This window comes from Paenibacillus sp. J22R98 (assembly GCF_059383835.1).
Genome location: NZ_JBXENW010000013.1, coordinates 59421 through 82093 on the forward strand (window position 1 = coordinate 59421; position 22673 = coordinate 82093).

The following is a 22673-nucleotide window of genomic DNA, read 5'->3' on the forward strand; positions in this document are numbered from 1 at the left end:
TATAAAGTTTTATTAAATTATAACAAAGTCTGACAAAAATGAGTATCCCTATTTTAATTTCCCTTAAGTTTCCTCACATAATTGCCAATCCGCTCAATCGCTTCCGTTATTTGGTTCACGGAAGTCGCATAGGAGCAGCGCAGATGACCTTCACCGCCAAGTCCGAATACATCACCTGGCACCGCTGCAACCTTCTGATCGTTAAGCAGTCCCGTAGCAAATTCCTCCGAAGTCAGGCCGAGCCCCGCTATAGATGGGAAAGCATAGAATGCGCCTTGCGGCTCGTGGCATTGCAAACCAATATCCCGGAACCCTTGCACCACGAGTCGACGACGTTGGTTGTAAGATTCCACCATGCGGTTCTTTTCATCCATGCCGTTGCGAAGCGCCTCAAGTGCTGCCACCTGCGACATATTGGATGCGCACATAACCGTGTATTGATGAATCTTCAGCATAGCCGAGATAAGATCGCTGTGACCGCATGCATAACCGATCCGCCAGCCCGTCATCGCAAACGACTTCGAGAAACCGCTGACCAGAATCGTACGATCCTTCATGCCAGGCATCGAAGGGAAGCTGACATGTTTGGAGCCATACGTAAGCTCCGCATAGATCTCGTCGGAAATGACGATTAGGTCATTTTCCTCTACGACTTTAGCAATCGGCAGCCAATCCTCATACGTCATAATACCGCCTGTCGGATTGCTCGGATAACACAGGATGAGTACTTTCGAGCGAGGCGTAATCGCTGCTTTGAGCGATTCTGCCGTCAGCTTGAACTGATCCTTCGCGAAGGTTTCTACCCCGACCGGAACCCCGCCGCTAAGTGCAGTTATTGGAGAGTAGGAAATATAACAAGGTTCTGGAACCAAGATTTCATCCCCCGGCGAGATCAAAGCGCGCAGCGCCAAATCGATCGCTTCACTTCCACCGACGGTTACGAGAATCTCATTCGCAGGATTATAAGCGACATCGAATTCACGGTCCATGTAGATTCCGATCTCTTCACGGAGCTCCGGTGTCCCCGCATTCGAGGTATATTGTGTCTTGCCCATTTCAAGCGCATAAACGCAAGCTTCGCGCACATGCCATGGCGTTACAAAATCAGGCTCACCGACACCAAGCGTAATAATATCTTTACGACCGCTTGCTAAATCGAAAAACCGACGGATACCCGAAGGTTTGATTCCTCTAACTTGCGGAGACAAATAATCAGCCATCGACGTGCGGCGCGTCAGCGTACCGCTTTGCTTCTCTTCATCTTTTATCATAAGCAATTCACCCTTTACGGCGAGACGAGAAGACGGTGATCGTCCTCATGCTCTTCGAATATAATGCCGTCCTGCTTATATTTTTTGAGAATAAAAAAGGTCTTGGTAGAAAGTACGGCATCAATCGGCGACAGCTTATTGGAAACGAAGGAAGCCACGTCTTTGAGCGTTTTCCCTTGCACTTCAACGAGCAAATCATAGGCGCCGGACATGAGATAAACCGATTTCACTTCCGGATATAAATAAATGCGTTCCGCAATGCCTTCAAAGCCGCGGCCGCGCTCTGGCGTAATTTGGACTTCAATAAGTGCGGTTACTTTCTCATCTTCAACCTTGCTCCAGTTGACAACGGTCGCATATTTGACGATGACGTGATCCTGCTCCATCTCCGCAATCGCCTGCTTCACCTCCGCCGCTGGCGCGTCCAGCATTGTCGCGATCAGTTCCGCGCTGCGTCTTGCATCTTCTTTCAGCAGTTCAAGTATTTGCATTTTCCGTTCATTCATCGTCAAACCCTCCTGATTCTTCAAATCGTCCCGCAAGCTTACAAGCCTGCGATGTGAAATAGCTATAAAGACTATATTACAACGAATCCAAGCATCCTGCAAAGAAGAAAAGCACAGCAGCCCGCCTGCAATAGACAACCTTTTCAAGCAGTCAACCGGAAAATAATGCAAGAGCTGTCGCATTTCGCGGCAGCTCTTGTGTTTAACAGCTATAGGGCGACAAGGTTTACATGTAATACGGATTGGGATTTCCCGGCATTGGACTTTGATTGGCGGGTTGAGGCGGATGATATTGACCGTAAACAGGCGCGCTACGGTAACCGCCATACCCCAGATTCAGTTGCTGCAGAAATTGCTGCGTTTTCTGTGTGGTTTGTTGATTTTGCTTAAGCTGCTTGTCTATTTCTTGGCGCAGTGCACCTGATGAGGCGCTGTACATATTGTTTTGTTCCATTATTTTATAGAGATGTCCCTGCATCTGAAGTGTACTGTTCATCAAATTGGTGAACAGCTGACGAATTTCCTGACAGTTAGACTCGGTGGCTGCTGTTGCATACTCGCGTACAACGCGCTTGAGGTCTGCTAAGACCGTGTAAGCCAGGTCTTCGTCTGACAATATCGGCTGGGCTTGTCCTGGTTGTTGAAACATGCTGCTCCTCCTATAAAAGTTAATTCTGCGGCTGTGTCGGTGCCAGCGGCTGGTGCTGGCTGAGCGCTTGAAGCAGCATTTGTGTATGCTGCTGGTGGGTTTGAATCATTTGCAAACTTGCTTGCTTTAACGCCGGCGTAGTCGCCGAAGCGGCCATGACCGCATTTTGTTTGATGAGCAAATCTTCGTTTGACAATGAATCCACCACATACTCCATTTCTTTGGCAGTAATCGGTTGAAGCAATGTATTCCCTCCTGTGTTTCCATTTCATGTCGTACTTGAATACCATTCCCGCAATAATCATTTCCTATGTAGCCGACCTCTTCATTTGGAGGGAAGAAGCCGGTGAAGGTGTCTTTTAGGGCAGATGAACTGTCTTTACGTGATCGAAGTGCAGATATACGGCATTCCCGCCCGCTGTCGATAGTTCGATCATATTTTGGTCGAGACCTTTGAGCACACCTATCTTGTTTGGATTCTCGCCGAGATCCAAAATAACGAACTCACCAATGAGCTTTCTTAGCTGCTGATCAAAAGTACGTGCAAGCGTTATCGGTGATGGCTTAAGCGGAAACTGCTCCGGGGTCAACGTGTACGGTGTCACATTTGGATTGTAAGGAATTAAATATTTGAGGTGATGCAGTGAAATGATGACAGAATGATAGACCGGTGAATAAAAGACGAAGAAATCATTCATCACGCTTGTGAGGTAGCCATGGATAGATTGATTGCCGGTAATATAAAGCTCAGAGAACATCCCTTTGGCATTCATCAGCACTTTGCGATAGGAGATAGGATCATTTTGCGGTTCGAAAGGCAGTTCCGGTACGTCTATTTCTTGGGCTTCACTTTTGGCAAGACGGAGCTGCTGCAAATGGATTAAAGGAACATAGAGAAATTGCGTACCGTTATGAAGCACGAGAATATCTTGACCTATATCAATCAATTTGCCGCGAATAGGAATTGTTTTTCCCGAAATATCAAGCTCGACATAACGGTCTAATAAAGGGTGACGATGTTTCATGAAAATCGACCTCCTTTCATCCTATTAATTGCGTTCATGCATATAGACAAAGTAGACTGGCAAGCAGTCCTGCCGGGATGACAACTTCATTCGATCGGCACCCCTAGGCCGGATCCATAGGAAGAACCCAGCCCGGGCTGCCACGACAACCTTAATGCCAAATCGTTAACAGCTGTCATTCGACAATCGATTCGAGTTAAGTATGCCATTTCATGCTGCAGGCTTAATCCGTTAGTAACATAGATACGATCTCTGCTGCCGACGTGTCTCGTAGACTTAAACAACGCGATAGGTCGAGATACGTCTAGGTATTTGTGTGCGGTAATTAAGATACAGCAGCCCTGATAGAATGAGTGCATCCGGATAAATAGATGAACAGATGAATGGCATTTGTAAACCTAGTGATGCATGAAAATGAGAGGCACAGCAAGGCTGCTGCCGGGGCTGGCAGAATTCGTTAGCCCCGGCTTGCAATCAGCCTTATTTACCACCATAGTAGCCGGTTTTTTTGTTGCCTTTTTTACCAGCTTTCTTCGTTGCATTGTTGCGTCCGGAACGATTACCGCCGCTGCCGCCGCTTCCACCGCTGCCGCCGCTTCCACCGCTGCCGCCGCTGCTTTTGTTGTTGCCGCCGCTGCCGCCGCTGCTTTTGTTGTTGCCGCCGCTGCCGCTGTTGCCTTTGCTGCCATTGCTGCCTTTGCTTCCGCCGCTTGCGTAAATACCAGCTGTTTTAACCGTTTTGATGTGGTACAACGGAATTTGCACCAATTCTGGTCCAACTACGAGGAGCAATGCATCGTTGCCGACGCCAGCTACGAAACCTTCGATACGTTCCGGACCGCCCCAGTTAATTTGAACGAATTTTTTAGTCAGATCACGAAGTACGCCTACAAAGCTGCCTGCTTCAATAAATTTAGCATGGGATAGACCTGTGGAGCCGCCAGGAAGATCTGTAATACTTTTTACGTGAGATGTGCTGACGTAAACTACGCCTCCTGTTGTTTTCAGAACCAGATAACCTTGTCTCACAGCGAGCAAACGACCTTCCAACGATTCCGGACCGCCTCGGTTGATTTTAACCATCATACCTACTTGAGCATCCAAGAAATTGTGACCTCCCGATTGATGACTTTTTTGACTCTTGTGGCTGTTGTTGTTGTTGTTGCAGCATGAGTTTGTTCCTACCGCTTGAAATCCACTTTTCATGTTGCTTCTGACATCCATACCAAAATCCCTCCGTAATTAATAGATTTTGACCTGTACCACGCAGACCACCGGCGCAAATACGTTACGATCACGACTACCAAAATACCGGTTCATCCATCTCGCTTCGACATTCATCCCTCCATTACTTGCCCCGGTGAAATCTATCATGGGAGACAATTTATAATGTATTTATATGTATCCCATATGTGAGCGGTACTAGATTGATATCTATTTTCTATAAGATTAAGCATATAACCCAGTGCGATTACTAGATTCGCGACATAGCTTGTATAGAATCTATTAAAAGGAGATGAATTCTCAATTGTCTAACAACAACAATAAATCGACAAAAGGAAGCAACGGCTCTCGTGGCTCCCATGGCACTGGCGGTACTCAAGGCTCCCGCGGCTCCCATGGTTCCCGCGGTTCTAACGGTTCGCATGGCTCTCATGGCACTGGCGGTACTCAAGGCTCCCGCGGCTCCAACGGTTCGCGCGGTTCTCAAGGCTCTCGCGGTACTCAAGGCTCCCGTGGTTCTAACGGCTCCAATGGTAATAATGCTTCGCGCGGTTCCCAGGGTACTGGCGGTACTCAAGGCTCCAATGGTTCTTGCGGTTGGCCTGGCGTAGAGCCAACACAAGATACGAACGGTTCCTGGGGCTATTCTTATGCGTTGCTGCTTGGTCCAGTAGCGGTTAACTCGCGCGGATCCAACGGTTCCCGTGGCTCCCAAGGTTCCCGTGGCTCCCAAGGTTCTCGCGGTTCCCAAGGTTCCCGCGGCTCCCAAGGTTCTCGCGGTTCCCAAGGTTCCCATGGCTCCCATGGCTCCCAAGGTTCCCGCGGCTCTCAAGGTTCTCGCGGTTCTCAAGGGTCCCGTGGCTCCCAAGGTTCCCGCGGCTCCAACGGTTCCCGTGGTACTGGCGGCTCCCAAGGCTCCCGCGGTTCCAACGGCTCCCGTGGCAGATAATCTGTGACCAATAGACATCTACCCGCATAGTGTAAATAAGCTGAAGCCTATCGAATGCGATAGGCTTTATCTTTTGCCTAAGGAGATGGTCTAATGTCCGGGGAAGGACTGCCTACTCGAAAAATAACGATAAACAACGAGGACTTGCAGAGGCTCGAATCCAATGTATGGAGCAATGAATTTGCTCCCGTTAAGCTGGAGATGAACGGTAAGACGATAGATGCGCAGCTGCGGTTCCGCGGCGGTCATACCCGCAATTATCCGAAGAAATCCTATGAAATCCGATATGGCAATAATCAAATCCTGCACTGGAATGCGGAGTTCGACGACCCATCCATGATTCGTAACGCGCTGTCGTTCCATTTCTTCAATATGATCAACGTGCCTTCGCCAAGAACCAGACATATGTGGCTGGAATGGAACGGCTATCCGCACGGTGTTTATTTAGAAATCGAATCGGTTGACGATACGTTCTTCCGAAGAAGAAACATCGGCTCGCAAGCCCTCATCTACGCGGTCAACGATAAAGCGAACTTCGGCCTCTACGATTCGGAAACCGGCGAGTTGAAAGAATCGCTCTTCGACGGCTACCGGGTTATGAAAGGCTCCGATGAAACGAAGACAAAGCTCGTCAAGTTCGTGAAACGGATTAACAATCCTGCGAACTCATCCTTAAAGAACTACCTTGCGTATCGGCTTGATACCTACTTATATTTGAAATGGCTGGCTGGTGCTGTTTTGACTGGCAATTATGACGGGTTTGATCAGAACTACGCTCTCTACGAGCATACGAAAACCGGCAAGTACCGCATTATTCCGTGGGATTATGAGGGGACATGGGGCCGCAACTGCTATGGGAGACTGTGCGGCAGCGATTTAGTGGAAGTGAGAGGATACAATACACTGACCCGGAAGATATTGTCCTACAAATCGCACAGACAAACCTACCGGAAAATTCTATCCAATCTACTCGCAAGCAAATTTACGGTCAAAACGATTGAACCAATCATCGCCGATATGTACGAGAATTTGAGACCCGCCATCCGAGATGATTTCACGCGAAAATGGCCCTTATACGCTTTCGATGATGAGCCGCAATTGTTTATCAGCTATATCGAAGAACGCAGGGCCATTGTGCAGGATGAGCTTAAAAATTGGGTGGATTAGGAAGAATGATCTGCTAAGAAGCTTAGCTTCGTTGCAGCATTCTTCAAACTGAATGTTCGCGGACGCGATCATTCACCTAACAGATCGGCTTGCGTACGTAATACGGACACAGCATTCTGCTTAACAGATTGGTTTGCTTCAAAGCGTAGCTTCGTTGCAGCATTCTGCTGCTAAAACAATCCCATACTTAGGTATCGCTCGCCGCTGTCCGGGGCGATGCAAAGTACACGCCCGCCATCTCCAATTCGGCGGGCTTCCGCCATTGCCGTCCAAACGGCAGCTCCCGAGGAAGGACCCAGGAGCAGCCCTTCCTGACGGGCTAAACGACGCATCGTTTCGATGGCGTCTTCATCGGATACCTGCACGATTTTATCGTAGATGGATGTATTCAGAATGGCAGGTACAAATCCAGGGCTGGTGCCGACAAGCTTATGCGGTCCCGGCTTACCGCCCGACAATACTGGCGACCCCAAGGGTTCCACTACAGCTACATAAAGCCCGGGAATCGCAGCCTTCAGCGCCTCGCCGGTTCCCGTAATCGTGCCGCCGGTTCCTGCCGTTGCCACGAAGACGTCGAGACGGCCTTCGGTCTGGCGAATGATTTCCTGTGCGGTGGTCCTGCGATGAATGGACGGATTCGCCGGATTCTCGAACTGGTTCGGAATATAACTTCCCGGACGTTCTGCCTGCAGCTCGAAAGCTCGCTTGATCGCTCCCGGCATGCGTTCAGCAGCCGGTGTGAGTTCAACCTCGGCGCCATAGGCCTTCAGCAGGCCGATTCGTTCCTTCGTCATGTTATCGGGCATAACGAGAATAAGCTTATACCCTCTCGCCGCCGCATTCATCGCGAGGCCAATACCGGTATTGCCGCTGGTCGGCTCGATGATCGTCGCACCCGGCTTCAGAACGCCGCTCGCTTCCCCCGCCTCGATGAGCGCGAAAGCTGCACGATCCTTTACGCTTCCGCTCGGATTGAATCGCTCCAGCTTCACCAGCACTTCCGCCGCACCCGGCTCCTTCAGCCTGCGAAGCGCAACAACCGGCGTATCGCCGATCAGCTCGGTCACATTATTTACAATACGGGGCATACGCAGCCCTACCTTCCATTGTCAGCCTCGCGAAGAGGCTCGTTCATGATTGCCATTCACCCTCCCCAGCACGGAACGCATCAGCCACCAGCCCACAACCGGAAAGGCACCTACGATCAGCATTAGTGATGGAACAACATAAGGGGAACGGTTAATATACGGTAAAATAAGCAAATACGAGGTCACTCCGATGATACGGCCAACAGTTAAACCGGCCTCGCGAAGAATGACATACTCCTCCCGCTGGCGCGCGCTGTCCTCATCACTGCCGATGAGATCAAATACAGCCGAGGTCATCGGGATGATATATAACGGCATAAAGAGCGCCGTACCCAGACCCCAGATTAGAAGCGTTCGATAGCTAATCGGCCAGAATAAAACGCCAATAACAGCCGTAATCGCGACGGATCCAATCAGCATTGCCAATCGTCTTCGGTTCGGCTTCAATATACGTCCGATCAGCCAGAAGCTCACTAATGCAACTAGCGAGGTAATCAGCGAGAAGTTGCCGAGTTTGCCTTCATTCTTCGTTGCGATGTAGACAAGCAGGCCAATCAAGAACATAAATACGCCTTCGCGCACCCCTTGCGAAATAATCGAGGGAACCGCATAACGCCAAGGATTGCCTCGCTCCTTGAGCACCCGAAATCCTTGAAACCACTCGTATTTCCCACTTGTTTCACGCTTCTTCAGCCAGAAGCTAAGTACCACGGCGACAGCAAAGATAATCGAGGATACGGTGAAAATAATGCTGTAGCCCCGTTCCCCGCTGTTAGCCGTAATCAACCAGCCCGATATCCATGGCGCAATGATACCAGCGCCTGAGCCAAGCAGACCTGCCCAGCCATTAAAACGGTCCCGATTGCCAGGCTCCGTAATTTCGAAATAAACAACATTAAACGCGAGCCAGAAACAGCCATTGCCAATGCCAATCATCACGCCAAGCGGGACAACATACGTGATCGCCGACTTCCCCAGCATTAATACGACAAAATAGAAAACTCCGGACAGCGCGACGCCGAGCCGGAGGCTGTTCATTTTGTTATGCTCCTTCACCCATTTGCCAGCCAGCCAGAACGTCAGTCCGCTTACAATAAACTGCGTAAAATTAAACCAGCCGATTAAAGCGAAGGATTGGCTCGCTTTCCATAGATAAACCGGCAGAAATGTTCCGGATAACGCATTCGCTGTGCCAAGCAGCGCTTGGACGGCAAGCAGCAATATCGCTTGGCTGTCCAAAGCGGTGCTATTCGAGTCACGTTTGCTGCCTCCGCCTGATACAGTCCGCAGCTTCTCCCGGGATTTTCCCGCGAACCAACGTGATTGCACAGCATGTTTGCCTTGCTCCAACAGAATCCCTCCCGCCTGCTGCATGGTGCTGCAGCTTTCTAGGCGTAAGTTGCCCCCATTAGAGACCTAACATGCCGGAAAAGGCTGAATTACAATAAGTTTCCAATCCTTCTTGTCAGTCGTTCTAGTCTTCCAGATCGACAGCTTTGGTCAGCAGCTGAACCAAACGCTCTTGATCTTGCACGGACAGACGGTTCTGAGTATGGAAGCAGGACGGGCATACATAGAGCTGCAGCTGGAACGGCGTCGAAACAATTGTTTCTCCGAGCGCTGCAGGCGTTCTTGGCTTGAACTGCTCTTGCGTGATGATTTGGGTACCGGCCTCTAGCATAAACTCCCGGCAGGACGGACATTCCGGTGCTTCCAGCTGTTCATCCAGAATACGCGCCATCGTTTCTTCAAGCGCGAGCTGGTCGCGGTTATAAGGTCTTAGATCCGACAGATCACGGGTTTCATCTTCGTCCCAGCCGTCATCCTCGTCCAGATCCACTTCCTCTTCCATTTCATCGTCCAGATCCTCGTCTGGTTCTGCGCCGCCAAGCGTCAGCGTCCGGTAGCCGGACAATTCATTGTCGCAGTGCGGGCAATTCCGCTCCGGTCCGATCTCTTCATCCCATACGATTTCAGTGTGGCACCATGGACAGATTGGCTGCTCATCATGTTTATCGCTCATGCCGATTCCTTCTTTCTATTTCACAATTATTGTAGTAAGTAAAAAACGCCAAAAATAACAAATAAAGCCGCTAATGCAAATAAAGTTCCCCATAAATATTTCATCGGTCGAGCCTCCGAGCCGTTAATGAGTTTCGTGTTAGATCTTGAGTGATGCTAGTCTTGACGTTGTCGTGTTTAGGCAATCGTGGCACCGATGACGTAAGAAAGCGATACAGAAATAATCATGGCAATAAACCCAACCGCCCGATTGTCCTTCTCAATTTCTTCATCAATCCGAAATACAGGTGTCAGAAATTCGAATAAAAAATAAGCGGCAATAAGCAGTGCGAACCCATACGTCGCCCACACCAAGCTATGATACACGCCTTCATTAGCTTCAATGGAGAAGCGGAACAGGTTGCAGATCCCGAAGATTTTGCCCCCCGTAGCCATCGCCACAGCCAGATTGCCGCGTTTAATTTCTTGCCAGCATTTATAGCGGGTAACAAATTCAAAGAAATACAGGAAAACAAGCAGTGCCAGCACCGTCACCGAAACATAAGCAAGCGAGGCTGCAAAATGATTGCTGAGCAATTCGTCGATTTCTTGTTCCATCTCGAAGTCCCACCCGCCTTACTTAAGTTCCGCTACCGTTACGCCAGAGCCGCCTTCACCATATTTACCAAGGCGATAGCTCTTCACATGCTTATGTCTGCGAAGGAAATCGCTGATGCCTGAACGCAAGATGCCTGTTCCGTTGCCGTGAATAATATAAACCTGCCCGAACCCGGCCAAGAACGATTCGTCGAGGAATCGGTCAACCTCCAGCATCGCTTCTTCCAAGTTCGTACCGCGCAAATCAAGCTCGGAGCGAACATTCTCGTCGCGTGTCCGCTTGAGACTTGCTGCGATCTTGGGCTGTTGCGTCTTGCCGGTCTCCGCCCGTTTCATAAGCTCCAAGTCGCTAAGCGCCACTTTCATCTTAAGAATGCCAAGCTGCACAAGGGCTTCGTTGCCGTTCACCTCTACAACATGACCTCGCTGACCGAGGCTGTACACCGTCACCTCATCGCCGCTCTCAATCCGCTGCGGTTTATTCGACTTGGTCTGTTGGCCTTTCGCCGACTTGCTCTTCTCAGGCGTTGCTTCATCAAGCTTACGACGCGCTTCGGTCAGTTTATGATCTTTAACTGCCGCGCCTTCTTCTTGCGCTAATTTACGCAGATCGGCAATAATTTGCTCGGCCTCACGTTTCGCCTTCAGCATCACTTCACGCGCTTCGTCCTGGGCTTTTGCCAACAGCTTCTCGCGCTGCTCTTCGAACTTCCGGCGTTCGCTTTCGTGACGGGCGCGTTCCATTTCAAGCTCTTTGCGAAGAGCCTCGGCAGTGTTACGCTCGGCTTCGGCTCCGATACGATTCTCTTCTAATGAAGCAATCATCGTTTCAACGCGTACATCCTCTTCGCTAACCTCGCCGCGCGCATGATCGATGATGCCGCGCTGCAGGCCAAGACGCTCGGCGATTGCGAAGGCATTGCTTCGTCCCGGCACCCCAATCAACAAACGATAGGTCGGGCTAAGCGTCGCGATATCGAACTCCATGCTCGCATTGATAACGCCTTTGCGGTTATAGGCATAAGCTTTCAGTTCGCTGTAATGCGTCGTTGCAACGATACGGCAGCCGAGCTTGTGCATATGCTCCAAAATTGCGATGGCAAGTGCCGAACCTTCAGCAGGATCGGTACCTGCGCCAAGCTCATCGAGCAGAACAAGACTTTTTGGCGTCATATTTTTAAGAATGCGGATGATGTTCGTGAGATGACTGGAGAATGTACTTAGATTCTGCTCAATGCTTTGTTCATCGCCGATATCCGCATACAACGCGTCAAATACACATAACTGACTGCCGTCTTCAGCCGGAACAAACAAGCCGGACATCGCCATAAGGCTGAGCAGGCCGATTGTTTTCAAGGACACCGTTTTACCGCCCGTATTCGGACCGGTTACGATGATGGTCGTATAATCATTGCCAAGCTCAACATCGATCGGAACGACATGTTCGCGATCAATCAGCGGATGGCGGCCGCGGCGCAGCTTGAAGTAGCCCCGATCATTCATCCGGGGCAGCGTAGCACCCATCACGTGAGCCAGACGTGCTTTGGCAAAAGCAAAATCAAGAAGTCCCAACAAATCCAAATCAAGCAGCAAATCATCGGCGTATTCTGCCGTCAGCGCCGTTAATTTCTGAAGGATTTTCTCGATTTCACGCTCTTCGGCCAAACGCAGCTCACGCAACTTATTGTTAAGCACGACAATTGCTTCCGGCTCAATAAACAACGTTGCCCCGGAACCGGATTGATCGTGAATAATACCGCCGAAGCTGCCGCGGTATTCTTGTTTGACCGGAATAACATAACGATCATTGCGGATCGTAATAATGGATTCCTGCAGCATCTTCTGAACGGATGAAGAGCGAATCATGCTCTCCAGCTTCTCCCGCACGCGGCCTTCGCCGCTGCGAAGCTCTCTGCGAATGGAAGCCAGCTCCGGACTTGCGCTGTCCATCACTTCCGCCTGATCATCAATACACATTAAGATCGCGTCTTCCAGTGCTTTATGTTCAGTCAACTGCTCAGCCGTAGCGGCAAGCAGCGGGATGGGATGATCATCGTGCAGTCCCTGAATATGACGCTTCAGTCGACGGGAACCTCTTACCGTCTCTGCGATTTCGAGCAGCTCCGCCGGATTCAGCGTTCCGCCGATCCGTGAGCGCAGCAGCGAAGGTTTGATGTCGGCAATGCCTCCGAAAGGAGCGCTGCCTTTGAGTCGGTCCGCTTTGTAAGCTTCATCCGTCACTTGCAGCGCATGCTTCACATCTTCTAAATCGGAGCTCGGATGAAGCGCATCCACGACTGATTTTCCAAGCGCGGTTGCGGCATGCTGTCCTAATTTATATACAATTTTGGCATAATCCAGTGTTTGTAATATTTTGTTGTCCAAGCGAGAACACTCCTCTCGTTTCCTATTATAGCCGAACAACGCGGTGTATGCCACGATCCTGAGCTTACATGAATGGCAGAAGCAAAAAAGGAAACAATACCTGTACACGAGAAGGTAAGCTTCTCCGAACACTGGCCAATGCTTTTGATCCATGCGCTTGTAGGCGCTCAAGTGTGGTCAGGAGGCTTTTGTCAAAAAACTTTGTAGGAGGTTTTTCACTATGCATTTCCTGGGTCACGTGGTCAGATTCATTGTATCAGCGATCGTGTTAATGATTGTCGGCTATATTGTACCTCAATTTAGCGTTGGCGGTTTCTGGAGCGCGCTCTTCCTAGCTCTTGTCATCGCCGCGTTAGGCTGGATCATCGAGGGCATCTTCGGCAAACGCGTCTCGCCTTTCGGTCGAGGCATTGTCGGCTTCTTGTGCAGCGCCCTTGTCATCTGGGTTGCACAGTTCATTGTTGGCGGCGTTTCCGTCACTTGGCTGGGAGCCATTCTGGCTGCGCTCGTGATCGGAATCATCGACTTGTTTATTCCGGTCAGCACGCCGTATGAGGCAGGACGCGAACACTAAGCTGCTGCTGAACAGCATTCAACAGATCGTCACAGTAATTTGTTTCCGGTAACGGTATACTAGAGGAGTTCATAACCATCCGATTCGAAGGAGCGTTCTCTAGTGAAAAAATTACTGCTCATGTCCTTTATGCTTGTTACAGCCGTACTTGTCTTAGCCGCATGCGGTTCGAAAAGTTCCGACAATAACAATGCAGGTTCCGGCGTTGAAGAAACCGGTACAGCTGCTTCTGCAAGCATCGTAATCAAAGCATCGCGATTCGAGTTTGATCAGCCGGTTTATAAGATCAAGAAAGGCGAACCGACTGAAATTACGCTGGAATCCGAAGACGGCGTTCACAACATGGAAGTGCCCGACCTGAATAACCTAACGGTTAACAGCGGTAAACCGAAAGTCGTCACCATTAATGATGCAGGGGAATACGAATTCCATTGCGATATTATGTGCGGCACCGGCCATTCCAAAATGATTGCCAAAATCGTCGTCGAGTAGACCAGCAACGCTTAGCTAATTGCAAGAATAACCCGTCCAGGATGCGCTGGACGGGTTATTTTGTATTCCCGGCGTATTCTAATAATTAATACACTTCATCAGGAATCCTAATGAAGGTTATTTTTAGAGCAGCTTTGAAGCATATATCGATTTCACAGTGAGCAGCATATAAGAAAGACTTATAACTCAGCTATTCCACCTGCTTATGTTGTTTGCTACGATGTTTGCAACGATAACGAAGAGGGTGGACTACATGAGAACAGTGGATGGACGAGTAGTACTGATAACAGGTGCGGGCACAGGTCTTGGCCGAGCAACGGCGATCGATTTTGCGCGTGAAGGGGCTCAAGTTGTACTCCTAGGTCGACGCCAAGGAAAGCTGGAGGAAACTGCTGCTCTTATCGAGGAAGTCCGTCCAGGCAGCAATGCTCTTGTTATTGCTTGTGATATTGCGAGCGGCGAGGCTGTGCAAGCTGCTGTCAGTCAAGCGATAGCGACATTTGGTCGTGTAGATATTCTGATTAACAACGCTGCTGCTTTAGAGCCCGGACGAGTCATCGAGCTCACTTCCGAGGAATGGGCGACTCAAATCAGCATTAACCTGACAGGACCTTTTCTCATGACCAATGCCGTGCTGCCTTCCATGCGTCAAGCGCGTTATGGCCGAATCATTAATATCACTTCAGGCTTGGCGTCAAACGGAGCCGGCGGATATGCCGCATACAGTGCTTCCAAAGCGGGATTGGAGTCACTCACGCGTACTACAGCGGACGAGGAGCAGGAATACGGCATTCTCGTGAATGCCTTTAATCCCGGAACCATCCGTTCCGAGATGCATGCAACCGGCAAGGACCCGCATCTAGTGACAGGTGATCTGCTTCGTTTGGCCGCATTGCCTGCCGATGGGGCGACAGGAGCAATTGTTGTTTATTAATCAAAAAGAGGGCTGTGCTGCTCGCAGGTTTCGTAGTGAAACCGGCGTACAGCATAGCCCTCTTCTTCTCTCTTCGACTAGCTGTCAGCGAGAAGTTCAATCCACTCATTGTACTCCGTCTGAAGCTTCGAGTATTCAATCTTGAGCTTACCATGCTCAATCTGAAGCTGGTCATGGGTCGCTTGCAGCTCATTAGCTGAGGCAAGAGACGCTTCCAGCTCTTCAAGTCTTAAGGTAATCTGCTTGGCTTGGGCCTTCGCCTTCTCTGCTTCTTCCTCCGTTAAGAGGAGCTGCTCAAGTAAGCCCGCTTCCGCTTCGGCATGTGCCGCTGCTTGCTGTTTGGCAAGCGTAATTTCCGAATCAGCTGCATGCACTTGATCCATCAGCTTCACATTGGCTTCGTCCGCGATTCGCTCCGCTTCAGCCATCTGCTGCCGTGCCTCGCGCATCAAGTCCGCCGCGCGATCTTCCGCTGCCTGCAGGCGTTCGGCAAGCTGCTCGTTACGACCCTCAAGCTGTTTCGCTTCGCGCATAATACGTTCATGCTGCTCTTCCAGCATCAATTGCCCAAGCTGGCTTTCTTCCACTGCCTGCTGCGCTGCTTTCAGTTCGCTGCGCAGTACATCCAGCTGCTCTTCCTGCTGCTGAAGCGCTGCGCTGCGGCGGCTTTCCTTCTGCTGCTGATCGGCTAGCCACTGCTCCACTTGTTCTGCTCTGCTCTCATGCTCACGCAGCTCTTGTTCAAGTCGTGCCACCTTGGAACGAAGCGCTTCGCCCTCTTCTGCCGCTTCCAGCTCAAGCAGCTCGGCCTTCTCTTGCTCCTCGACAAGCTGATCTTGCATCGAGCGAAGCTCCTTGCGCGTTTCGGCAAGCTGAGCAGCGAGCTCATCGCGCTCTTGCTGCCATGCACTCTCGCGGTTCTGCTGCTCCGCTTGGAGCGAGAGATAACGGCTATCCGCTTCTGAACGGCTAGCTTCAAGCTCTCGCTTGTAGGCAGCCGTGATGGAAGCCGCTTCCGCTTCGCCTTCTTGAAGCGCCTGATCAAGCAGCAGCTGTCCGGTAGCTCGCTCTTGCTCGAGCAGCGCAGCTGCATTAGCTTGCTCCCGCTCCAAGAATGCGGCTGCTTCCGCTTGCGCCTGTTCGAGCTCTTCGCGAGCAGCTTGGCTCTGTTGTACCAGCTTCGCCTCAGCTGCGGCGGCGTGCTCCGCAGCACGCTCGGCCTCGCCGCGCATCCGTTCTAAGCGCTCGCGAGCAACCTGGCGAATGCGTTCCACATCGGCCTCCGCTGCGATACGCACCTGCTCGATCCGAGCTTGCATCTCCAATCTTGTCTCTTCAAGCTGCCCGGCCGCCGCTTCTGCGGTTGCTTCCTGCAGTGACCGTTCTTTCTGCAGCTCTTCTTGATGAATGGCATGCAGTTGTTTAAGCTCAACTGCCGTATATTCTCGCTCCTGGTCAAGCTCAGCTTGCGCTGTTTCACGCACTTGCTCCAGCTGCGCTTCCATGGCGAACTTCGTGCGCTCCAGCTCTTCGCGCGCTTCGATAACGGCAACCGACTGTGCTTCAACTTCCAGCTCCAGCGTAAGCTGCAGCTCTTCAAGCTCTAATCGATGTGCGTCGCGTAATTGAGCAAGCTTCGCTTCTGCTGCTTCGCGTTCAGCAAGCAGCTGTGCTTCTGCGGCTGCATGCTCACTTGCCAGCTTCGCTTCCACTGCTTCTAGCTCACTAGCCAGCTTCGCAACTGCTGCATCACGTTCAGCAAGCAGGTGTGCTTCTGCGGCTGCGTGCTCACTTGCCAGCTTTGCTTCCACTGCTTCAAGTTCGATAGCCAGTGCAGCAGCTGCTGACTCACGTTCAGCTTGCAGATTCGCTTCTGCGGCTGCGCGCTCACTTGCCAGTTTCGCTTCCACTGCTTCGAGTTCGTTAGTCAGCACGGCTTCCATTGCTTCAAGTTCACTAGCAAGCTTAGCAGCTGCTGCCTCGCGTTCAGCTTGCAGATTCGCTTCTGCGGCAGCGCGCTCACTTTCGAGTTTCGCTTCCACTGCTTCGAGTTCTCTAGTCAGCGCAGCCTCCATTGCTTCAAGTTCACAAGATAGCTTAGCCGCTGCTGCCTCGCGTTCAGCTTGCAGATTCGCTTCTGCGGCAGCGCGCTCACTTGCCAGCTTCGCTTCTGCCGCTTGAATCGTTTGCTCCATCCGGCCTTGCAATGTCGAGCTGACCAGCTCCAGCTCTTCATGAGCCGCTTCCTGCTCACGATCGAACTCTTCCTGCAATTGCTCAAGTGCTTTGCGCGATTCCGCTCTTACTGCTTCCAGTTCGGCTGCGAGCTCTGTGCTTACGCGCTCCAACTCCGCTTGTGAAGCGGCTAGCTCACTTTCACGTTCAGCGGTGAGTTCCACCCAAACCCGCTCAAGCTCTGCTTGCGAGGCATCCAGTTCACGTGCATGCTGCGCTTCCAGCTCTGTTCTCGCGTGCGTAAACTCAGCGCGTGCTGCTTCCAGCTCACTTGTTAATTTCGCTGCCCATTCCGCAGTCACACGTGTAAGTTCCTCCTGCGCCGCTACCTGCTCAAACGAAATCTCTGCCTTAAGTTCCGCTCTTGTACGTTCAAGCTCCTCCAGATAAGCGAGTTGCTCGCCTTCTAGTTTCGCGGTCATTTCCAGTTGAACTCGGGCCAGTTCCGACTGAGCAGCAGCTTGCTCGCTTTCTAGCTTCGCGCTCAGCTCCTGATGAACACGAGCCAGCTCCGCTTGGGCTGCTGCTTGCTCACTATCCAGCTTCCCAGTCAGCTCCTGCTGGACTCGTTCCAACTCTGCTTGAGCTGCGACTTGCTCGCTTTCACGCGCTTCTTGCATTAAAGCCAGCTCGAAACGCGCTGTCTCTTGTATTTCATCACGTTCAGCAACTAGCTCAGCTCTTATACGCTCCAGCTCAGCACGCGCTTCCGCTTGCTCACGCGCAAGCTCCGCTTTCAATCGCTCGATCTCCGCTCGCGAAGCCTCTTGCTCGCTTTCGCGCTCCGCCTGCACGCGCAGTTGCTCCGCCAGCGCGGCTTCCTGCTCACTCGCCAGTTTCGCTTCCGCTGCGCTGATCGCTTGCTCCAAGCGCCCCTGCAGCATCGCGCTTGTCTGCTCCAGCTCCTCGCGCGCCGCCTCGATCGCCGCTTCCGCCTCTTCCTGCTCCGCGACTAGCGCCGCCTCCGCACTCGCTCGCTCCGCAGCCAGCGTCGCTTCCGCACTCGCCAACGCCGCCGCTAGCGCCGCCTCCGCACTCGCTCGCTCCGCAGCCAGCGTCGCTTCCGCACTCGCCAACGCCGCCGCTAGCGCCGCCTCCGCACTCGCTCGCTCCGCCGCCAGCGCCGCCTCCGCATTCGCTCGCTCCGCAGCAAGCGCTGCCTCTTCACTCGCTCGCTCCGCCGCCAGCGCCGCCTCCGCATTCGCTCGCTCCGCGGCCAGCGCCGCCTCCGCACTCGCTCGCTCCGCCTCCAGCGCCGCCTCCGCACTCGCCAGCGCCGCATCCGAGCTCACCCGCTCAGCTTCGAGCTGACCGTGCAGCGTATCCACGATCAGTTTAACCTGCTCCAGCTCCGCTACGGCCGCTTTCCGGCGCTCCTCGGTTTCGTGCATCCGTTCATTTTCGACGCGCAATCTAAAAACATCTTCAGCCATATGTACTGCAGCAAGCATAGCGATCTTAGGCACATCCAGTCGTGGATAGCCCTTAGCCAGCTTATTCATATTCTCGTCAACAAGCGCTGCAATGCGCTTGATATAGTCAGGGTTATTGTGACCAGCTAATTTGAATTGGTTTCCAAATATATCAACAGTTACACGTGTCCGATCGGCAGCGTTCATGAGGGCATGTCCTCCTATAGGTTCAAGGGTGAAAAATGAGTTCAATGCGACAATCGTTGCCTTCTTCCACTTCTAAAGCATTCCGGGCAAGCCTTGCTATACAAGCTTTTCCATGCCGATAATCCAGCAAAATAGAATAAAGCCGCACCGAGATTTGTTCGCAAGGAACTAATTCGATGCGGCAAAGGGCAACTCCTGCCTATTTACGCAATTCCGCTGCAAAAGATTGTTCCAATTTTGTTACAACCTCTGCATGACGCTCTGTTACTTCTTCATCCGTCAAAGTACGCTCTGCATGACGGTATACGAGTGAAAGCGCGACGCTCTTCTTATCAGCGCCCAGCTTCTCTCCGGTAAAGATATCAAAGATACGAACCGACTCCAGCAACGCGCCTGCTGTCTCTTGAACGGCATCGATCAGCTTGCCTGCCGCCACGTCGCGGCTCAGCACGACTGCGATATCACGTTCCATAGCCGGGTAACGAGGCAGAGCCTTATATACGATGTCAAAATCAGCAGCGGCATAAAGCGGCGCCAGCTCGATTTCGAGCACATACGTATCAGCCAGATCATGATCAATCTGAGTAGTCGGATGCAATTGACCCAAGTAACCAATGGTTTGTGCGCCACGTTCGCCTTGGAATACAACCGCTGCCGTGCGACCCGGGTGCATATGCTCCGGCTGAGCTGCTTCATAACTAATCGAGCCGCTAACGCCCAGCACTTCTACCAACGTTTCGAGAATGCCTTTCAGATCGTAGAAATCATAAGCTTCTGCTTTACGGTTCCATTCCGTAACATTCCGGTTGCCTGTGAGCAAAATGGCAAGACGGTGCTTCTCGTGAGGCAAACGAGTAAGTGCCTCTTCATCCGTATGGAAGACGCTGCCGATCTCAAAGATCGCTACATCGTCGTTTTTTCGATTCCGGTTGTACGCGGCTGTTTCCAGCAATTGCGGAAGCAAGCTCGTACGCAATACACTGCGGTCCTCGCTCATTGGAAGCGCCAGTCGAACAGGGAACAAATCCGCTCCAGCCAGAGCCGGGAACAGTTTCGTCCGATCCGGATGGGTGAAAGAATAGCTAATTACCTCGTGAAGGCCGGCATCCGTCAGACGTTTGCGCAGCTCGCGGCGAATGGCCTGCGGCTTCGTCAATGCCCCCGGTGTTGCAGCGCCTTCGATTGCCGTCGTCGGGATATTGTCATAACCGAACAACCGCGCAACCTCTTCGATCAAATCGACATCGCGTGTGATATCGCCGCGTCTGGATGGAACACTTACAGTAAATACCCCATCAGTCGACAATTCAAACGGGAATTGCAGACGGCCAAAAATCGTTTCGATTTCGAGCCTCGCGAGTTCCGTTCCGAGGTAACGGTTGATTTTGGCGATGGATACGCTGATTACCGCATCTTTCGGCTGTTCAGTCAGTTCTTCCACGATGCCTTCAAGCACGTGGCCGCTTGCATATTTCGCCATAAGCGAGGCCGCGCGATCAAGTGCCGGTACAACGCGAGCCGGGTCAACGCCCTTCTCGAAACGCACGCTCGATTCCGAACGCAGGCCGACTTGACGCGAGGTTTTGCGAATCGTACCGCCATCAAAGCGAGCCGATTCCAGCAAAATATTTACCGTCGAAGCGGTTACTTCCGAGTTTGCGCCGCCCATAACGCCCGCAAGTGCCAGTGGCTCTTGACCATTCGTGATAACCAGCATATGCGGCTCAAGCTTACGGTCTTGGCCGTCAAGCGTTGTCAACACTTCACCTTCGTTAGCCATACGTACAACGATACGTCCGTTTTCGACTTTATCCGCATCAAAAGCATGCAGCGGTTGGCCATACTCCAGCATGACGAAATTCGTGATATCAACTACGTTGCTGATCGGACGAATGCCGGCAGCCATCAGACGATTCTGCATCCATTGCGGCGAAGGACCGATTTTCACACCTGTAATATAACGCGCCGAGTAGTGCGAGCATTGTTCCTTCGCCTCGATGCGAACCGATACATGAGCGGAAGTTTGCTCCACCGAATCGTTCACACGGTTATCCGGCAGCTTCACGCTGCGGCCCGTCAACGCACCGATTTCATAGGCAACGCCGAGCATGCTTAGGCAATCCGAACGGTTTGGCGTTAGATCAAGCTCCAGTACCTCATCGTCGATACCGAGCACATCCAGAATGGAAGCGCCGATCGGCGTACCTTCCGGCAGCACGAGGATACCTTCTTGTTGTTCTTTAGGCAGAAGCTTCTCGTTAAGGCCAAGCTCCTTCGCGGAACAGATCATGCCTTGGGATTCAACTCCGCGCAGCTTTGCACGTTTAATCGCAAAATCCCCTGGCAATACTGCGCCGATCGTCGCAACCGGAACCAGCTGACCTGCAGCTACGTTCTTTGCGCCGCACACGATTTGCAGCACTTCCGGGCCGCCTACATCGAGCGTACAAACGCTCAGTTTGTCAGCATCGGGATGCTTTTCGCGTGTCAGCACATGGCCGACAACTACACCTGTAACCCCTTTATTGCGGGACTCGACGACATCGATTTCAATGCCTCCGCTTGTCATGAGCTCTGCCAGCTGATCGCCGGTATAGCCGTTTAACTCGATATATTCGCTCAACCATTTATAAGATACGTTCATAATAGTAGTCGCCTCCTTCTCACATTCGGACAAACTGGCTTAGGAAGCGCAGATCGTTCGTATAAAAATGACGGATGTCATCGATGCCGTATTTCAGCAGTGCAATACGTTCTACGCCCATACCGAAAGCGAAGCCGCTGACTTCATTCGGATCGTAGCCGCCCATCTCAAGCACGCGCGGGTGAACCATGCCGCAGCCCAGAATCTCGAGCCAGCCGGTTTGCTTACACATCCGGCAGCCGTGGCCGCCGCATTGAACGCAAGTTACGTCAACTTCTGCGCTAGGCTCCGTGAATGGGAAGAAGCTTGGACGAAGACGGATTTGCGCTTGTTTGCCGAACATCAGCTGTACGAATTGAAGCAAGGTGCCTTTAAGATCGCTCATGCGGATGTTGGGTCCGATGACAAGACCTTCGATTTGATTGAACTGGAACGAATGCGTCGCATCGTCATCATCGCGGCGGTACACCTTACCCGGGCAAATGACTTTAACCGGTTTGCCATTCATGGCTTTCATGGTGCGAACCTGAACCGGCGAAGTGTGCGTACGCATAAGAATATCGTCCGTCACGTAGAACGAATCTTGCATATCGCGAGCAGGGTGATCCTTCGGCAGGTTCAATGCTTCAAAGTTGTAGTAGTCGGATTCGACCTCTGGACCTTCCGCGATCGTGTAACCGAGACCGATGAACACATCCTCGATTTCTTGCGCTACTTTGTTCAAAGGATGAACCGCGCCAGCGGATTGTTTCTTACCCGGCAGTGTCACGTCGATCGTTTCCGCACGAAGACGGTTCGCCGTTTCAGCTTGCTGGAACACGGCTTGCTTGGTTTCAATGACTTCTTCAATTGCGGCGCGCACCTCATTACCGACTTGCCCGATAACCGGACGCTCTTCAGCACTCAGGGAACCCATGCCGCGGAGAATTTCCGTCAGCGCGCCTTTCTTGCCTAGGTATTTAACACGCAGATCATTCAATTGCTGCGGTCCGTCAACCTGCTGCAGCTCCTGCAGCGCCTCGACCCGCAATGCTTCTAAACGCTCTTTCATTCCATCCAGCCCCTTCTTTAACCAAATAACCTTACTCATGTTTACAGATGTTACTCACATTTCTGAAAACAAAAAAACGGCTCCTTCTCCCCGTAAGGGACGAAAGAACCGTGTTACCACCCTAATTCAAACTGCCTCAGCCTAGTAGTAGGCTGAGCAATTCCTCAAAGTCCGAATATCGGCCGGAACCCGGTACTCCCTACCTTGTGCGGCCTTAGGAGCCGTACACCTTCAAGAGTCT

At 51.8% G+C, this 22673-nt stretch carries 18 protein-coding genes; 4 read left to right on the top strand and 14 right to left on the bottom strand.

What is annotated here, in order from left to right; all coding sequences use genetic code 11:
• Positions 1-53 precede the first annotated feature (53 nt).
• The 6 genes from AC50Y3_RS27460 to AC50Y3_RS27485 all read right to left on the bottom strand — a co-directional run bounded on the left by AC50Y3_RS27460 (position 54) and on the right by AC50Y3_RS27485 (position 4555).
• Positions 54-1271 carry an aminotransferase class I/II-fold pyridoxal phosphate-dependent enzyme gene (locus AC50Y3_RS27460; protein ID WP_494821898.1) on the bottom strand — a complete coding sequence of 406 codons (1218 nt, stop codon included), beginning with the start codon at positions 1269-1271 and terminating at the stop codon, positions 54-56.
• A gap of 14 nt (positions 1272-1285) precedes the next feature.
• The gene (locus AC50Y3_RS27465; protein ID WP_090977785.1) at positions 1286-1777 is read right to left on the bottom strand and encodes an Lrp/AsnC family transcriptional regulator; all 492 of its coding nucleotides are present in this window, start codon (positions 1775-1777) and stop codon (positions 1286-1288) included.
• Positions 1778-2003: 226 nt separating this feature from the next.
• Positions 2004-2426 (bottom strand): spore coat protein, encoded by a 423-nt coding sequence (locus tag AC50Y3_RS27470; protein ID WP_494821899.1) that lies wholly within the window; start codon positions 2424-2426, stop codon positions 2004-2006.
• A gap of 19 nt (positions 2427-2445) precedes the next feature.
• Positions 2446-2670: a hypothetical protein gene (locus AC50Y3_RS27475; protein WP_494821900.1), complete on the bottom strand. Its 225-nt coding sequence runs from the start codon at positions 2668-2670 to the stop codon at positions 2446-2448.
• Positions 2671-2785: 115 nt separating this feature from the next.
• Positions 2786-3451 carry a DUF2642 domain-containing protein gene (locus tag AC50Y3_RS27480; protein WP_090977246.1) on the bottom strand — a complete coding sequence of 222 codons (666 nt, stop codon included), beginning with the start codon at positions 3449-3451 and terminating at the stop codon, positions 2786-2788.
• 480 nt (positions 3452-3931) lie between these two features.
• On the bottom strand, positions 3932-4555 hold the full coding sequence (locus AC50Y3_RS27485) for a DUF6897 domain-containing protein (protein ID WP_494821901.1): 624 nt from the start codon (positions 4553-4555) through the stop codon (positions 3932-3934).
• 1162 nt (positions 4556-5717) lie between these two features.
• On the opposite strand from AC50Y3_RS27485, the gene AC50Y3_RS27490 reads away from it, so the two are divergent.
• Positions 5718-6791, top strand: coding sequence for a CotH kinase family protein (locus AC50Y3_RS27490; RefSeq protein WP_494821902.1), 1074 nt, complete (start codon positions 5718-5720; stop codon positions 6789-6791).
• A 170-nt stretch (positions 6792-6961) separates the two neighbouring features.
• Here the strand turns inward: AC50Y3_RS27490 and cysK are convergent, their stop codons facing one another.
• The 5 genes from cysK to AC50Y3_RS27515 form a co-directional block, all read right to left on the bottom strand.
• Complete coding sequence (gene cysK, locus AC50Y3_RS27495; protein WP_494821903.1) at positions 6962-7879, bottom strand: cysteine synthase A; 918 nt, start codon at positions 7877-7879, stop codon at positions 6962-6964.
• A gap of 21 nt (positions 7880-7900) precedes the next feature.
• A complete protein-coding gene (locus tag AC50Y3_RS27500; RefSeq protein ID WP_494821904.1) occupies positions 7901-9229 on the bottom strand; it encodes an MFS transporter in 1329 nt (442 codons plus the stop codon).
• Between the two features lie 124 nt (positions 9230-9353).
• Positions 9354-9902: a hypothetical protein gene (locus tag AC50Y3_RS27505; RefSeq protein WP_494821905.1), complete on the bottom strand. Its 549-nt coding sequence runs from the start codon at positions 9900-9902 to the stop codon at positions 9354-9356.
• A 176-nt stretch (positions 9903-10078) separates the two neighbouring features.
• Complete coding sequence (locus tag AC50Y3_RS27510) at positions 10079-10498, bottom strand: DUF350 domain-containing protein (protein ID WP_494821906.1); 420 nt, start codon at positions 10496-10498, stop codon at positions 10079-10081.
• An 18-nt stretch (positions 10499-10516) separates the two neighbouring features.
• A complete protein-coding gene (locus AC50Y3_RS27515) occupies positions 10517-12883 on the bottom strand; it encodes an endonuclease MutS2 (protein WP_494821907.1) in 2367 nt (788 codons plus the stop codon).
• Positions 12884-13103: 220 nt separating this feature from the next.
• On the opposite strand from AC50Y3_RS27515, the gene AC50Y3_RS27520 reads away from it, so the two are divergent.
• From AC50Y3_RS27520 to AC50Y3_RS27530, 3 genes are all read left to right on the top strand, one after another.
• Positions 13104-13457 (top strand): phage holin family protein, encoded by a 354-nt coding sequence (locus AC50Y3_RS27520; RefSeq protein ID WP_090977267.1) that lies wholly within the window; start codon positions 13104-13106, stop codon positions 13455-13457.
• Between the two features lie 102 nt (positions 13458-13559).
• A complete protein-coding gene (locus AC50Y3_RS27525) occupies positions 13560-13949 on the top strand; it encodes a cupredoxin domain-containing protein (protein WP_494821908.1) in 390 nt (129 codons plus the stop codon).
• Between the two features lie 253 nt (positions 13950-14202).
• Entirely contained in the window at positions 14203-14883 is a 681-nt protein-coding gene (locus AC50Y3_RS27530) for an SDR family NAD(P)-dependent oxidoreductase (RefSeq protein ID WP_494821909.1), read from the top strand.
• A gap of 77 nt (positions 14884-14960) precedes the next feature.
• Here AC50Y3_RS27530 and AC50Y3_RS27535 read toward each other — a convergent pair whose 3' ends face one another.
• From AC50Y3_RS27535 to pheS, 3 genes are all read right to left on the bottom strand, one after another.
• Complete coding sequence (locus AC50Y3_RS27535) at positions 14961-18737, bottom strand: hypothetical protein (protein WP_494821910.1); 3777 nt, start codon at positions 18735-18737, stop codon at positions 14961-14963.
• 199 nt (positions 18738-18936) lie between these two features.
• A complete protein-coding gene (gene pheT, locus AC50Y3_RS27540) occupies positions 18937-21381 on the bottom strand; it encodes a phenylalanine--tRNA ligase subunit beta (protein ID WP_494821911.1) in 2445 nt (814 codons plus the stop codon).
• Positions 21382-21400: 19 nt separating this feature from the next.
• Positions 21401-22432, bottom strand: coding sequence for a phenylalanine--tRNA ligase subunit alpha (pheS, locus tag AC50Y3_RS27545; protein ID WP_494821912.1), 1032 nt, complete (start codon positions 22430-22432; stop codon positions 21401-21403).
• Between the last annotated feature and the right edge of the window lie 241 nt (positions 22433-22673).

Bases quoted from the DNA above. Each gene is read 5' to 3' on its own strand.
- AC50Y3_RS27460 (WP_494821898.1), bottom strand. From the start codon at position 1,271: ATGATAAAAGATGAAGAGAAGCAAAGCGGTACGCTGACGCGCCGCACG.
- AC50Y3_RS27465 (WP_090977785.1), bottom strand. From the start codon at position 1,777: ATGAATGAACGGAAAATGCAAATACTTGAACTGCTGAAAGAAGATGCA.
- AC50Y3_RS27470 (WP_494821899.1), bottom strand. From the start codon at position 2,426: ATGTTTCAACAACCAGGACAAGCCCAGCCGATATTGTCAGACGAAGAC.
- AC50Y3_RS27480 (WP_090977246.1), bottom strand. From the start codon at position 3,451: ATGAAACATCGTCACCCTTTATTAGACCGTTATGTCGAGCTTGATATT.
- AC50Y3_RS27490 (WP_494821902.1), top strand. From the start codon at position 5,718: ATGTCCGGGGAAGGACTGCCTACTCGAAAAATAACGATAAACAACGAG.
- cysK (WP_494821903.1), bottom strand. From the start codon at position 7,879: ATGCCCCGTATTGTAAATAATGTGACCGAGCTGATCGGCGATACGCCG.
- AC50Y3_RS27505 (WP_494821905.1), bottom strand. From the start codon at position 9,902: ATGAGCGATAAACATGATGAGCAGCCAATCTGTCCATGGTGCCACACT.
- AC50Y3_RS27510 (WP_494821906.1), bottom strand. From the start codon at position 10,498: ATGGAACAAGAAATCGACGAATTGCTCAGCAATCATTTTGCAGCCTCG.
- AC50Y3_RS27520 (WP_090977267.1), top strand. From the start codon at position 13,104: ATGCATTTCCTGGGTCACGTGGTCAGATTCATTGTATCAGCGATCGTG.
- AC50Y3_RS27530 (WP_494821909.1), top strand. From the start codon at position 14,203: ATGAGAACAGTGGATGGACGAGTAGTACTGATAACAGGTGCGGGCACA.
- AC50Y3_RS27535 (WP_494821910.1), bottom strand. From the start codon at position 18,737: ATGAACGCTGCCGATCGGACACGTGTAACTGTTGATATATTTGGAAAC.
- pheT (WP_494821911.1), bottom strand. From the start codon at position 21,381: ATGAACGTATCTTATAAATGGTTGAGCGAATATATCGAGTTAAACGGC.
- pheS (WP_494821912.1), bottom strand. From the start codon at position 22,432: ATGAAAGAGCGTTTAGAAGCATTGCGGGTCGAGGCGCTGCAGGAGCTG.